The 13,475-nt window shown below is 63.1% G+C and carries 12 protein-coding genes; 10 read left to right on the top strand and 2 right to left on the bottom strand.

From position 1 onward, the window contains the following. Positions 1–9 precede the first annotated feature (9 nt). The 3 genes from GFM02_RS33410 (at position 10) to GFM02_RS33400 (ending at position 3,648) form a co-directional block, all read left to right on the top strand. Positions 10–1,563 carry a sugar ABC transporter ATP-binding protein gene (locus GFM02_RS33410; protein WP_168324078.1) on the top strand — a complete coding sequence of 518 codons (1,554 nt, stop codon included), beginning with the start codon at positions 10–12 and terminating at the stop codon, positions 1,561–1,563. A gap of 27 nt (positions 1,564–1,590) precedes the next feature. Continuing rightward, positions 1,591–2,565, top strand: coding sequence for an ABC transporter permease (locus GFM02_RS33405; protein WP_003545129.1), 975 nt, complete (start codon positions 1,591–1,593; stop codon positions 2,563–2,565). A gap of 63 nt (positions 2,566–2,628) precedes the next feature. After that, on the top strand, positions 2,629–3,648 hold the full coding sequence (locus GFM02_RS33400; protein ID WP_168324077.1) for a zinc-binding alcohol dehydrogenase family protein: 1,020 nt from the start codon (positions 2,629–2,631) through the stop codon (positions 3,646–3,648). A gap of 220 nt (positions 3,649–3,868) precedes the next feature. Here the strand turns inward: GFM02_RS33400 and GFM02_RS33395 are convergent, their stop codons facing one another. Both GFM02_RS33395 and GFM02_RS33390 read right to left on the bottom strand, forming a co-directional pair. Next, positions 3,869–4,594 (bottom strand): copper homeostasis protein CutC, encoded by a 726-nt coding sequence (locus GFM02_RS33395; RefSeq protein WP_168324076.1) that lies wholly within the window; start codon positions 4,592–4,594, stop codon positions 3,869–3,871. Further along, positions 4,591–5,838 (bottom strand): LysR family transcriptional regulator, encoded by a 1,248-nt coding sequence (locus GFM02_RS33390; protein WP_168324093.1) that lies wholly within the window; start codon positions 5,836–5,838, stop codon positions 4,591–4,593. The genes GFM02_RS33395 and GFM02_RS33390 overlap by 4 nt, the downstream gene beginning before the upstream one ends. A gap of 49 nt (positions 5,839–5,887) precedes the next feature. On the opposite strand from GFM02_RS33390, the gene GFM02_RS33385 reads away from it, so the two are divergent. The 7 genes from GFM02_RS33385 to GFM02_RS33355 all read left to right on the top strand — a co-directional run bounded on the left by GFM02_RS33385 (position 5,888) and on the right by GFM02_RS33355 (position 13,091). After that, the gene (locus GFM02_RS33385; RefSeq protein WP_018072368.1) at positions 5,888–6,073 is read left to right on the top strand and encodes a hypothetical protein; all 186 of its coding nucleotides are present in this window, start codon (positions 5,888–5,890) and stop codon (positions 6,071–6,073) included. Positions 6,074–6,259: 186 nt separating this feature from the next. Further along, positions 6,260–7,168, top strand: coding sequence for a glycine betaine ABC transporter substrate-binding protein OsmF (gene osmF, locus GFM02_RS33380; RefSeq protein ID WP_003545119.1), 909 nt, complete (start codon positions 6,260–6,262; stop codon positions 7,166–7,168). Between the two features lie 91 nt (positions 7,169–7,259). Next, on the top strand, positions 7,260–8,426 hold the full coding sequence (locus GFM02_RS33375) for an ABC transporter permease (protein WP_168324075.1): 1,167 nt from the start codon (positions 7,260–7,262) through the stop codon (positions 8,424–8,426). Continuing rightward, positions 8,423–9,367, top strand: a complete 945-nt coding sequence (locus GFM02_RS33370; RefSeq protein WP_168324074.1) for an ABC transporter ATP-binding protein — start codon at positions 8,423–8,425, stop codon at positions 9,365–9,367. Before GFM02_RS33375 ends, GFM02_RS33370 begins: the two co-directional genes overlap by 4 nt. Continuing rightward, positions 9,364–10,113, top strand: a complete 750-nt coding sequence (locus tag GFM02_RS33365) for an ABC transporter permease (protein WP_168324073.1) — start codon at positions 9,364–9,366, stop codon at positions 10,111–10,113. The genes GFM02_RS33370 and GFM02_RS33365 overlap by 4 nt, the downstream gene beginning before the upstream one ends. A 47-nt stretch (positions 10,114–10,160) precedes the next feature. Beyond that, a complete protein-coding gene (locus GFM02_RS33360; protein ID WP_168324072.1) occupies positions 10,161–10,556 on the top strand; it encodes a VOC family protein in 396 nt (131 codons plus the stop codon). Positions 10,557–10,637: 81 nt separating this feature from the next. Beyond that, positions 10,638–13,091 carry a glycoside hydrolase family 2 protein gene (locus GFM02_RS33355; protein WP_168324071.1) on the top strand — a complete coding sequence of 818 codons (2,454 nt, stop codon included), beginning with the start codon at positions 10,638–10,640 and terminating at the stop codon, positions 13,089–13,091. Positions 13,092–13,475 lie beyond the last annotated feature (384 nt).

Here is a 13,475-nt window from a genome sequence, read left to right as displayed (position 1 = left end):
GAGAGGTCCATGATCGGACTGGAAGAGGTCAGTCATCGCCATGATGACAGTGCGACGCTGAAAGAAGCCAATCGAATTCCCGCCGGATCGCCTATCCTCGAACTCAAGGGCCTGCAGAAGAATTACGGTCATGTGCAGGCGCTGAAGCCAGCGACGCTGACCTTTCTTGCCGGCGAAATCCACGCCATCGTCGGCGAAAACGGCGCCGGCAAATCCACCCTCATCAAATTGCTGACCGGCGTCATCACCCGCACGGCCGGCGAAGTGCTGTGGTGCGGCCAGCCGGTGGCGCTGGCGACGCCGAACGAAGCGATCGCCCGCGGCATCAACGCCGTCCACCAGGAGGTCGTGCTCTGCCGGCACCTGACGGTCGCCGCCAATCTCTTCCTCGGCGACGAGGTCAACCGCTTCGGCCTGATGCGCAAGAAGCAGATGGAGAAGATGGCGCAGGCCGTGCTCGACGATCTCGGCTTCGGCCTGCCGGCCGGTGCGCTGCTAAGTTCACTGACGATCGGCCAGCAGCAGCTGGTGGCGACGGCGCGGGCAGCGATGCGCGGCACGCAGTTCCTGATCTTCGACGAACCGACGGCCTATCTGACGCGCCAGGAATCGGCGCAGCTCTTCAAGCTGATCCGCCGGCTGCAGGGCGAAGGCGTCACCATCGTCTATATCAGCCATCGCATGGAGGAAGTCTTCGAGCTTGCCGACCGTGTCTCGGTGCTACGCGACGGCACGCATGTCGGGACCCGCCTGATCGGCGAGACCAACGACGCCGAGCTGATCGCGCTGATGATCAACCGCTCGATCGAACAGATCTACCACAAGGAAGAGATTGCGATCGGCGAGACGATCCTTGCCGTCAACGGCCTTTCCGGTCCCGGATTCGAAGACGTGTCGCTGAGCGTCAAGGCCGGGCAGATCGTCGGGCTCTATGGCCTGATCGGCGCCGGACGCAGCGAATTCGCGCTCGGGCTCTATGGCCGCCAGCCGACGACATCAGGCGATGTCCAGTGGATGGGCAAGCGTGTCGACATCCGCAACGAACGCACGGCGATGGAGCTCGGCATTGCGCTGGCGCCGGAAAGCCGCCGCGACCAGGGGCTTTGCCTCAACCAGTCGATCGGCCTCAACATCAACCTGCCGGTGTTCGGGCGGCTGAGCCACGGTCCGGTGATCAATCACACACGTGAATCGGCGAATGCCGACCAGCAGATCCGCAATCTCAGCATCAAGACGCCGAGCCGGCGCGTTCCGGCCTCCAGCATGTCGGGCGGCAACCAGCAGAAGATCGTCATCGGCAAGTGGCTGAGCCATGGCGCCCGGCTTTTCATCTTCGACGAGCCGACCGTCGGCGTCGACGTCGGCACCAAGGCGGAAATCTACCGGCTGTTCGCCAAGCTTCTGAAGGACGGCGCAGGCATCATCCTGATCTCCTCCTACCTGCCGGAGGTCTACGAGCTGGCCGACCGGCTGCACGTCTTCCGCGGCGGCAAAATCGTCGCGAGCCATGATTTCCACGCGGCGACGCATGAAGAAGTGCTCAGCGAAGCGATCGGCGTCTGAGCCAAAAGAATAAGAGGGAGAAAATTCATGACTGCCACCCCCACCGAAATCGTCGCGCCGCCGCCGCGCCGGAAAATGAACATCCTGTTCGGCTTGACGCTGATCGGCCTGCTGATCTTCCTCTGGATCGTGCTCGGCGTCGTCACCCCGAGCTTCTGGACGCCGCTCAACATCTCCAACCTGCTGCGTCAGGGCGCGATGACCGCGATCCTGGCGCTCGGCCAGACCTTCGTCATTATCACCGCCGGCATCGACCTTTCGGTCGGCGCCATCGTCGGCTTCTGCACCGTCATCATCGCCTGGCTGCTGCAGGCGGGCGTGCCGGTCTGGGGTGCGATCGCGCTGACGCTGCTCATGGGTGTGGCGATCGGCGCCTTCCATGGCTTCGGCATCGTGCATATGGGCCTGCCGCCGTTCATCATCACGCTGGCAACCCTGACTTCGCTGCGCGGCATTGGCCTCTTGATCACCAACGGTTCGACGATCAACATCACCAATGAGGGCTTCAGCAATTTCGCCCGCGCCGATCTGCTCAGTATTCCGAGCCTGTTCTGGATGGTCATCCTGGTGGCGGTCCCCTCCTTCATCTTCCTGCATCTGAGCCGTTGGGGCCGCTATCTCTTCGCGGTCGGTTCGAACGCCGAGGCGGCGCGCCTTTCCGGCGTCAACGTCAAGGGCATGATCTATCTTGCCTATATCCTGTCTGCCTCCTTCGCCGCCTTCGTCGGCGTGCTGCTCGCCTCGCGCATCGCCATCGGCAATGCGACGCAGGCCGACGGCTGGGAACTGCAGGCAATCGCCTCCTCGGTCATCGGCGGCACCAGCCTGTTCGGCGCGGTCGGCTCGGTGCACGGCCCGCTGATCGGCGCCTTCATTCTCGCCACCATAAACAACGGCGCGAACCTTCTGAACGTCAACTCCTTCTGGCAGCGCATCATCACCGGTCTGCTGATCATCGTGATCGTGTTCTTCGACCAGCTGCGCCGCCGCCGGAGCAATTGAGCGACAAGAGACAGCCGGCCTGAACAAGCCGGCTTCCTCCATTTCAGGAATGCGAGACCCGTCATGAAAGCAGTTCTTTGCCGGGAGCCCGGCGTACTCGAGATCGTCGAGCGTCCTTCGCCAGCGGCTCCCGCCGCCGGCTGGGTGCGGCTTGCCGTCAGCCATGTCGGCATCTGCGGCACCGATTACCACATCTTCGAGGGCAAACATCCCTTCCTCGAATATCCCCGGGTGATGGGGCACGAGATCTCGGCGACGGTGCTGGAAGCGGGCGACGGGGTGACTATCGCGGTCGGCACGCCCGTTATCGTCAATCCCTATCTCTCCTGCGGGCAATGTATCGCCTGCCGCCAGGGCAAGCCGAATTGCTGCACCAATATCAAGGTGCTCGGCGTCCATACCGACGGCGCCTTCTGCGAGGAGATTTCGGTTCCGGCCGAGAACCTCTATGCCGCCAAAGGTGTAAGCCTCGAGGCGGCGGCGACCACCGAGTTCCTGGCGATCGGCGCCCATGCGGTGCGCCGATCAATGACCGGTGCCGGTGCACGGGCGCTCGTCATCGGCGCCGGGCCGATCGGGCTTGGGGCGGCGATCTTCTCGCGCATCGCAGGCCATGAGGTGACGCTGCTCGATACCAGCACCGAACGGCTGCAGATGGCGTCGGAACGCTTCGGCTTCACCTCCGGCATCGTTGCCAACGAGCAAACGGCTGACGCCGTTCGCGACAAAACCAATGGCGACGGTTTCGACGTGGTCTTCGACGCGACGGGTTACGGCCCTTCGATGGAGAAGGCCTTCTCCTTCGTCGCCCATGGCGGCGCGCTGGTGCTGGTCAGCGTCGTCAAGGACGATATCCGCTTCTCCGATCCCGAATTCCACAAGCGCGAGATGATGGTAATCGGCAGCCGCAACGCCACCCGCGTCGATTTCGAGCATGTTGCGGATTCGATCGCCAAAGGGCTGGTGCCGGTGGACAAGCTCATCACCCACCGCACGACGCTTGCCGATGCGCCGCGCGATCTCGCGCGCTGGGCGCATGAGAAGAATGGGCTGATCAAGGCGGTGATCAGGGTTGGTGGTTAGGGCGTTTCCAGCGAAAGCGTGACGTGATTTCCGTGCGCTTCGCGCCGGCGGCTGCCCCTCACCCTAACCTTGCCGGGGTCGAGCCACTGGTCTCGACCCGTCCTGCGGACCCCCGTAAAACGTGGCGAGGGGACGTGCCCTGCGAGAGCTGGGCGGGGGACGGAGAGGTCGCGACATAGGAGAAGGTGGCGGCAGCCGGATGAGGGGCAAGCCGCGGTCGCTAACTCACCGCCTCGATCGCCCTACGCATCTGCCTGACAACGGCGACATCCGTCTTGTTCGTGCTTCTCGCCTCGAAACCAAAAGCAACGGCGCGCGGATCGGCGCTTTCGACCGGTGAACTGCAGGAACCGTGGACCTCGCGGGCGCCGGTCGCCTTCAATATCTCGCCGACATTTGCCGGGCGGATGCCGCTGCCGGGCATGATGGCGATCCGGCCGGCCGCCTTTGCCGAAATGCGCTTCAGCGTGTCGAGGCCGTCGGTGGCCTTCAGCGCGCAGCCTGATGTCAGGATGCGTTCGCAGCCGAGCTCGACCGCATGTTCCAGCGCCTGGTCGGCATCCGGCACCAGATCGAAAGCGCGATGCAGCGTCGAGCCGAGGCCGGCGGCATGCGTCTTCAAACGGTGGATCAACGGCATGTCGAGCGTGCCATCCGGCCGGTTGGCGCCGATGACGACGCCAGCAAGGCCTGATGTCCGCACGGCATCGATATCGATCATCATCGCCTCCTCGTCTGCCCCGTCGAAGATGAAGGGGCCGGCGTGAGGGCGGATCATCGCATAGACCGGAATGGGCGCCCGGGCGGCGATCCGCATCAGGCTCGGCAGCGGCGTCAGGCCGCCATGCTCCAGCGCCGAGCAGAGCTCGATGCGCCCAGCGCCACCTTCGATCGCGGCGGCGAGGCCCTCGGCGCTGTCCACGCATACCTCAAGCAAGATCGTCACGCTGCAGTCTCCCTGGCTCCGGCATCCGCCGGCCTTATGGTTCGTACGACGGATTCCGAGGTAATTCTCGCCGCCGCCTCGATGATGACTGTGCAGGCATCGGCGGCGGCTTTGCGATGGTTGAAGGCGACGTGATAGGACATCGGCAGATGCTCGTCGAGATCGACGATGCGCACCTTGTCGGCAATCGGCATGGCGCTGACGCGGCCGAGGAAGGAGACGTAACCGTGATTGGCGACGAGGTCGACGATCACGGGCAGCGAATCCGCCGCGGTGATATCCTGGCCGCGCAGGCGCCGGTTGGGCGCCCGTTCGTAGCTGAAGGCCATGGCCGCATGGCCGAGGCCGGTGCGTGGGCTCGGCATGCAGATCGGGTGGCCGGCGACGAGATCGGCGACACTGGTTTCCGTACCATCCGGCGGCGCGATCACCACCATGTCGGTCTGCAGCAATTCGCGATGCCGGAAGTTTTCCAGCCCGAAGACCGAATCCAGGATCGCGACATCGATGCGGCCGCTCTTCAGCGCCTCGCGCAGATCGTCGGCGGTCATCGAGACCAGCGAGATGGCATTGTTGTTGCGGCTTACATTCCATTCCGAGACCAGCGTGCCCAGGCAGCGGGCCACCCAGCTTTCCGAGCCGGTCGGGATGATCGAGCCGATGCGCAGCGACCGGGCGGTGCGCCGATAACGCTCGTCGGCCGACGATTTGAGATCGTTCCACGCCTGGCTGATCGCCATGAAGATCTGGTAGGCGCGCCTGCCCTCCTCCGTCAGCACCGATCCCTGCGCCTGGCGCTCGAACAGGCGATGCCTCAGAAATTTCTCAAGATTGGCAAGCTGAAGCGAAAGCTGCGGCTGACCGAGGCGAAGGCGGCGAGCGGCCCGGTTGATGCTGCCCTGGTCGGCAACTTCGAGAAAACGCTCCATCGTGACGATCTTGACGGGAATGCGGGATGTCCAGGCCTCGTCGATCTCGGCGCTGGCGCCGTCGTGACCGGCCCATTGGCCGAGCTCATCGATCGCAGCCATGATCGGCTCCAGGCCTTCGAGCACCCTGCCGCTCGCAATCAGCGTCGCCAGCTCGCCGGAAGCGCGTTCCGTCAGCGTCATCGCCAGTTCGGTCTCGAGATTATGGATTGCCGTCGAGACGGTGGAGGGCGACAGCTGAAAGCGCCGCGCGGTCTCGCGGACCGAACCGGAGGTCAGGACATGGCTTGCGATGAACAGGGCACCAAGATGCAAACGGCCACCTCCGGAAAGTGCTGGAAAAACCGGACGATATGATGTGTTCATGAAAAAAGATATCCCTGCCTCCGGAGAGCCGGGCTATCGTTCGATCATAGAAAAATCCGGGCGGCGGGAATCCGCAACAGAGCCTGGGAATATCGTGGAAACACGCAAGGGGACAAAAACAAATCGCGCCGGCCTTGGAAAAGGGAATGCGTTTCCGCGCGCGGAGGTGCATTCGCCGCCATAATCGTAGCGCGACCGCAAATACTGGAGGGGGCTTGCATCGATTTTTCGGGCATGAACGCTATTTCCATGACGCACGCAATTCCGGCATGATGGCGACTTGGTCGCCTTCGCCGGCAGATTTCCTATGCGCAGGCCTCCCGCCAGGGGTTTGAGCCTCATTCAACGGTGTTTAACAAGGGGATATTCCATGCTGAAGAAACTCGCACTTGCCGTTTCGCTCTCCGCCTTCGCGGTGGGTGCGGCCCATGCCGCTGACGTCGTCGTTTCGTCGAAGATCGACACGGAAGGCACGCTGCTAGGCAACGTCATTGCGCTCGCTCTCGAAGCGAACGGCATCAAGACGCAGGACCGCATCGCGCTTGGCGCAACACCGGTCGTGCGCAAGGCGATCACCGCCGGCGAAATCGACATCTATCCGGAATATACCGGCAATGCCGGCTTCTTCTTCAACAAGGCTGATGACGCCGCCTGGAAGAACATCGACCAGGGCTATGAGCTGGCGAAGAAGCTCGATTACGATGCCAACAAGATCGTCTGGCTGACGCCGTCGCCTGCCAACAACACCTGGGCGCTCGCCGTGCGCAGCGACGTCGCCGGCCCGAACAAGCTGAAGAGCCTCACGGACTTCGGCAAATGGGTTGCCGGCGGCGGTGCCGCCAAGCTTGCCGCCTCCGCCGAATTCGTCAATTCGGCCGGCGCGCTTCCCGCCTTCCAGACGACCTACGGCTTCCAGCTGAAGCCCGACCAGATGGTCGTTCTTTCCGGCGGCGACACGGCGGCAACGATCAAGGCAGCCGCCGACCAGACGAACGGCGTCAACACCGCCATGGTCTATGGCACCGACGGCGCCATCGAAGCGGCCGAACTGACCGTTCTCGAAGACGACAAGAACGTGCAGCAGGTCTATGCCCCGACGCCGATCATCCGCGAAGAGGTGTTGAAGGCCAATCCGAAGATCGAGGAAGTGCTCTCGCCGATCTTCAAGAGCCTGACTGCCGACGAGTTGCGCAAGCTCAACGCCAAGATCCAGGTCGACGGCGAGCCGGCAAAGTCGGTCGCCGAAGCCTATCTCAAGGAAAAAGGCTTCCTGAAGTAGTCATTGCCCGCTCCGCCCGATTACGGGCGGAGCATTCTTTCCTGACAGGATTGGCTTTCCTGACAGGGTTGGCCAGACAGGATTGGGATTCATGGCAGAAACCTTAGCGGTCCGCAGGCTGGACCGGCTCGGCGTGGTTCTGGTGGCCGGCGGCATCGCGGCGACGGCACTGATGCCCTTCATCTACGTGAAGGCAAACCGCATCGCCGCCGGCAAGCCGATGCTGCTGATGCAGCTTCTTCCCCAGCCTTCCGTCGTCATCCTGACCGTGCTTCTCCTTCTCACCGCCTTCGCCACGCTGTTCCTACGCTATGCGATCGCGCGGCTTGCCATCGCCACACTCTGCCTTGCGGCGTTGATCGTTGCGATCGGTCTCGTCTCGGCCGCGGCAACGCCCCCCGGCAGCACGGTGGCGCGCATGACGCCCGGCGGCGGCTTCTGGGTGCTGTTTGCCGTGATCGGCCTCGTCATATCCGATGCGCTGGTGAAGATCCGCCTGGCACCCTGGATGCGGGTTGCAGCCCTTGCAGCCTATACGGCGCTGCTCTTCATCTCGCTCTCCTCCGGCCTGCTCGACAGCCTTTCGATCATGAAGGAATTCTCGACGCGGGCCCCGCAATTCGAAACCGAAGCGATCTCGCATCTGCTCCTGGCGTTTGGCTCGCTTGCCATCGCCATTATTCTCGGCCTGCCGCTCGGCATCCTCTGCTTCTGGGTGCCGAAGCTGCGCGCCATCGTGCTGCAGGGCCTCAGCCTCATCCAGACGATCCCGAGCCTGGCACTCTTCGGCCTGTTGATGCTGCCGCTCGGCTATCTCGCCACCCATGTGCCGCTCGCCGCCGCGATCGGCATTCGCGGCATCGGCACTGCGCCTGCCTTGATTGCACTCGTGCTCTATTCGCTGCTGCCGATCGTCGCCAACACCGTCGTCGGCCTGCAGGGCGTCGACCCTTCGGTGCGGGACGCTGCGGCCGGCATGGGGCTGACACGTTTACAAATCCTTGTTGGAATCGACATGCCACTCGCCTTTCCCGTCATCCTCACCGGCATCCGTATCGTGCTGGTGCAGGCGATCGGCATGGTGACGATCGCCGCACTGATCGGCGGCGGTGGCTTCGGCATCTTCATCTTCCAGGGGCTCGGCCAGACGGCCATGGACCTCGTCCTGCTCGGCGCCGTGCCGACCGTCTTCTTCGCCTTCTCATCGGCCGTCATCCTCGATGCGGTCATCGAAAGCATCCGGGGATCTGCCGCATGACCATGATCGAGATCAGGAACGTCACCAAGCGCTATGGCGCCGCCACCGTCGTCGACAACGTCTCGATGAGCGTCGAGAAGGGCGAGATCACCGTCATCGTCGGCACGTCTGGCTCCGGCAAATCGACGCTGATGCGGATGATCAACCGGCTGGTGCCGATCACCGAAGGCGAAATCTCAGTCGGCGGGCAGAATGTGATGGACGTTCCGGTGACCGAGCTTCGCCGCAAGATCGGCTATGCGATCCAGGGGCACGGCCTGTTTCCGCACCGGACCGTGGCGCAGAATATCGCCACCGTGCCGCAGCTTCTCGATTGGGATTCCGCCCGCATCGCCAAACGGGTCGAGGAACTGCTCGGGCTTTTCAATCTCGATCCGGCAACATTTGCCGACAAATATCCGCATCAGCTCTCCGGCGGCCAGCAGCAGCGCGTCGGCGTCGCCCGGGCGCTGGCGGCCGAACCGGAGCTGCTGTTGATGGACGAACCCTTCGGCGCACTCGATCCGGTCATCCGCGGCAAGGCGCAGGACGATCTGCTGGCGATCCAGAAGCAGTTCGGCACGACGGTTATTCTCGTTACCCACGACATGGATGAGGCCTTCCATCTCGGCAACCAGATCGCGGTGATGAGCGAGGGCAGATTGCTGCAATGCTCGACGCCGGAAAAGATCCTCACCGAACCCGCCGATCCCTTCGTGCAGCAATTGACCGGCACCTCCGACCGGGCGCTGAAGCTGATGTCGCTGCTGCCGCTGAAGGAAAGCATGGAGCCGGCCAAGACCGGTCTCGCCTATGCCCTGCCGCAATCGCTGAGTCTCCGCGATGCGCTGGCCGAAATGATCTGGCAGGGGGTCGACGAGGCGGCGGTGCAGGATGCGCAAAAGGCGCCGGTTGGATCGATCTCGATGACGCGGCTGCTCGAACTGGGCCGCAAGGCATGAAGCTCGTCGTCGCCAATCTCTTCCGCCTGGCGGCGCTGGCTTTGCTGCTCATCCTGCTGTTCAGGACGGAGTGGCTTTCCTTCATGCTGGTGCCGCTGACCAGCAACAATGCGCCTGCCGTCTATACGCAGAACAGCCTTGCTTCACTGGCCGCCGGCCATCTGCAGCTGGTGATCGGCTCGATCGTCTGCAGCGCCGTGCTCGCCGTTATCGGCGGCATCTTCGTGACGCGGGAAAGCGGGGCTGACTTCCTGCCGCTGTCGCGCGCCATCGCCAATGGCGGGCAGACCTTTCCGCCGGTCGCAGTGCTGGCGCTCGCGGTTCCCGCCACCGGCTTCGGCGCCATGCCGACGCTGATCGCGCTCTTTCTCTACGGCCTGCTGCCGATCTTCGAAAACACAGTCGCCGGGCTGAAACAGGTTTCGCCGCAGGTGCTCGATGCCGCCGACGGCATGGGCATGAACGGCACGCAGCGGCTGTTTCGCGTCGAGCTGCCGCTAGCCCTGCCGCTGATCCTCGAGGGGCTGAAGGTTGCGACCGTCATCAATATCGGCACGGCGACGATCGGCTCGACGGTTGCGGCCAAGGGTCTCGGCGAGGTCATCATCGCCGGCCTGATCTCCGACAACACCGCCTTCATCCTGCAGGGCGGCCTGATCGTCGGCCTGATGGCGGTGCTGATCTATGACGCCATGGGTCTGGTCGAAGCGGCGATTACGCGAAGAATCGGCTTGCGCCCGGCGTAAGAGGACGGGTACCAAGACCGCAGTGATCGGCACATTGGGAGGCAGACTTGGCGAAGATGATCCACTCCATGATCCGCGTTCTCGATGAGGCGCGCTCCGTTAAATTCTACGAGAGGGCATTCGGCCTTTCGGTCGCCGACCGCGTCGATTTCGAAACCTTCACGCTGATCTATATGAGCAATGCCGAGACCGGCTTCGAGCTGGAACTGACCGTCAACAAGGGCCGGACCGCGCCCTATGACCTCGGCAATGCCTACGGCCATCTCGCCGTCTCGGTCGAAGAGGTGGCGGTCGAGCGCGAGCGGCTGTCGAAGCTTGGGCTCAAGCCCGGTGAACTGGTGGAGCTCAACCGCGACGGCAAGCTCTTCGGCCTGTTCTTCTTCATCAGCGATCCCGACGGATACAAGATCGAGGTGCTGCAGCGCCACGGCCGGTTTCTCTGAGGCATCTGACGCCGAACCACCGATACGGTCCAAACCACCGATAATCCCACAGCTTCAAGCGGCATGCATCAGGAGCCCGCCATGATCGAAAAGACTGCGCTCAATTCCGGCTGGACGCTCTCCTGCAACGATACAGCCAGACCCGGCCTGCCGGCTGCGATCCCCGCGACGGTGCCGGGCTGCGTGCATCTCGACCTTCTCGCCAACCGGCTGATCCCCGATCCCTATATCGACGTCAACGAAATCACCAACGACTGGGTCGGCAAGACCGACTGGACCTACCGCTGCAGCTTCGAGGCGATGCCTGACGATGCCAGGGTGCAGGAACTGGTCTTCGACGGGCTCGATACGATCGCGGTGATATCCCTCAACGGCGAAGAGATCGGCCGTACCTTCAACATGCACCGCAGCTATCGTTTCGACGTTTCCGCACTGCTGAAATCCGGCGCGAACGAACTCACGGTCACCTTCCGCTCGGCCTACGCCTATGGCGGGGAGATGGAAAAACACTACGGCTACCGTCCCAACAACTATCCGGGACCGGGCAATCTGATGCGCAAGATGGCCTGCAATTTCGGCTGGGACTGGGGGCCGACGCTGGTGACGGCAGGCCTCTGGAAGCCGGTTCGGCTGGAAAGCTGGGATCGGGCGCGGCTTGCCGAAACGCGGGTTTCGGCAACACTTGCCGGCGGCGACGGACTGGTGAAGGTCCATGCCAAGCTGGCGCAGCATGGCGACAAGACAGCGTTGAGGCTCGTCGCCGCAATCGGCGGCGTGAGCAAGACGGTGGCGATTGCGCCTGACGAAGACGCGGTTTCCTTCGAGCTTGCCCTCCCCTCGCCGCAGCTCTGGTGGCCGCACCATCTCGGCGCGCAGCCGCTCTATCCGCTGACGCTCAGGCTGGTCGACGAGGCCAGCGACGATCTGCTCGACGCTCACGAGCGTGAACTCGGTTTCCGCTCGCTGCGGCTCGATACTTCGGCCGACGAACACGGCTCGGCCTTCACCTTCGTCATCAACGACGTGCCGCTCTTCATCTGCGGTGCGAACTGGATTCCGGACGATTGTTTTCTCCCGCGGGTGACGGCCGAGCGTTATGCCGCGCGGATCGAGGAGGCAAAGGCCGCCAATATTCATATGCTGCGCGTCTGGGGCGGCGGCATCTTCGAGGCCGACGAGTTCTATGAGGTCTGCGACCGCGCCGGCATGTTGGTCTGGCAGGATTTCCTCTTTGCCTGCGCCGCCTATCCGGAGGAAGAGCCGCTCAGAAGCGAGGTCGAGGCGGAGGTGCGCGACAATGTCGTGCGGCTGATGCCGCATGCTTCGCTGGTCCTCTGGAACGGCAATAACGAGAACATCTGGGGCTTCGACGAATGGGGCTGGCGGCCGATCATCAAGGCGGGCGAAAGCTGGGGGCTCGGCTACTATCTCGACCTGCTGCCGAAACTCTCAGCCGAACTCGATCCGGACCGGCCCTATTATCCCGGCAGCCCCTATTCCGGCTCGATGGAGATCGAACCCAATGCCGACGGCCATGGCTGCAAACATATCTGGGATGTGTGGAACGATGTCGGCTACGAGGTCTACCGCAATTATATCCCGCGCTTCTGCTCCGAATTCGGCTGGCAGGCGCCGGCGGCCTGGGCGACGATCGAAGAAAGCGTGCACGATGCGCCGCTGACGCCGCAATCGAACGGCGTCTTTCACCACCAGAAGGCAACGGAGGGCAACGACAAGCTGATCCGTGGCCTGTCCGGCCATCTGCCGGAGCCGAGCACAATGGACGACTGGCACTTCGCCACCCAGCTCAACCAGGCGCGCGCCATCCGCTTCGGTGTGGAGCACATGCGCTCGCATCGGGATATCTGCAAGGGTGCGGTGGTCTGGCAGTTCAACGATTGCTGGCCGGTGACCTCATGGGCGGCCCTCGATTCCGCCGGACGCCGCAAGCCGCTCTGGTATGCGCTGAAGGCAGCCTATGATCCGCGCCTGCTGACGATCCAGCCGCGCGACGGCGGGCTTGTGGCGGTTGCGGTCAATGAACGAACGCTGTTCTGGCGGGCGAAGATCAGCGGCAAACGCCTGAAGCTCGACGGCACCGTGCTTGCCGAATTCCAATTCTGGCGCCTGCTCTGCGACCGTTTCGAGGCAAAGGAATTTCCGCTGCCCGAGGAGATCGTCACTCCAGACTTACCGAAGGACGAGGTCATCGTCGTGCAAATGCTGGACAGGCGCGCCTTCCACTATTTCGTCGAGGATATCGGGCTCAACCTTCAGGCGCCGCGGCTGACTGTCGATGTGGTCGGGATCGACGGCGGGTATGCGGTCAAGGTGACGGCGCAAAACTTCCTCAAGGATCTCTGCCTGATGGCCGACCGGCTGGATCCGGAGGCCGTCGTCGACACAATGCTGGTGACGCTGCTACCGGGCGAGAGCCATGTGTTTACTGTGAGGACGGCAAGGACGATTGAAGCAGGTGACATCACCGTCGGCACCGTGCTGCGCTCGGCCAATGATCTTGTTGCAGGGGACTAAAGAGGTCTCGCATCCGGGCTGTGTCGGCTTCCCGGTTGAAAAAGGTGGAGCCGCTGTGTCCTCTACCTCCCTCATTCCTGTGCTCGTCACAGGAATCCAGCCACCGCGCGTCCGCGCGGTGAATTGACCCGATACCTCAAGCGAAAAAGTCTTCCGCGCCCAAGGACTTGGACGCACTGGATTCCTGTGACAGGCACAGGAATTGTCTCTCAAATCTATGCTTTAATGTTTGGGAAGCTGGGATCGAACCCCGGGACGGCCATCCCGGGGTTCGCGCGGCAAAGCGCCCGTACAGGAATAGGTGTCAACGACCGACTTCATGAAGGGACTTTGCCGCTCCAGCTTCGCATCGCTTGCTGACTTGAATGGGCTATCCGAAGGACA

The organism is Rhizobium leguminosarum bv. viciae (assembly GCF_012276115.1).
GTDB lineage: Bacteria > Pseudomonadota > Alphaproteobacteria > Rhizobiales > Rhizobiaceae > Rhizobium > Rhizobium leguminosarum_T.
The sequence above is the reverse complement of the archived record's forward strand: the minus strand, read 5'-3'. Positions and strand labels throughout refer to the sequence as shown.

Coding starts and splice junctions, on each gene's coding strand:
- GFM02_RS33355 (WP_168324071.1), top strand. CDS start 10,638: ATGATCGAAAAGACTGCGCTCAATTCCGGCTGGACGCTCTCCTGCAAC.
- GFM02_RS33365 (WP_168324073.1), top strand. CDS start 9,364: ATGAAGCTCGTCGTCGCCAATCTCTTCCGCCTGGCGGCGCTGGCTTTG.
- GFM02_RS33370 (WP_168324074.1), top strand. CDS start 8,423: ATGACCATGATCGAGATCAGGAACGTCACCAAGCGCTATGGCGCCGCC.
- GFM02_RS33410 (WP_168324078.1), top strand. CDS start 10: ATGATCGGACTGGAAGAGGTCAGTCATCGCCATGATGACAGTGCGACG.
- GFM02_RS33400 (WP_168324077.1), top strand. CDS start 2,629: ATGAAAGCAGTTCTTTGCCGGGAGCCCGGCGTACTCGAGATCGTCGAG.
- osmF (WP_003545119.1), top strand. CDS start 6,260: ATGCTGAAGAAACTCGCACTTGCCGTTTCGCTCTCCGCCTTCGCGGTG.
- GFM02_RS33375 (WP_168324075.1), top strand. CDS start 7,260: ATGGCAGAAACCTTAGCGGTCCGCAGGCTGGACCGGCTCGGCGTGGTT.
- GFM02_RS33405 (WP_003545129.1), top strand. CDS start 1,591: ATGACTGCCACCCCCACCGAAATCGTCGCGCCGCCGCCGCGCCGGAAA.
- GFM02_RS33385 (WP_018072368.1), top strand. CDS start 5,888: ATGAAAAAAGATATCCCTGCCTCCGGAGAGCCGGGCTATCGTTCGATC.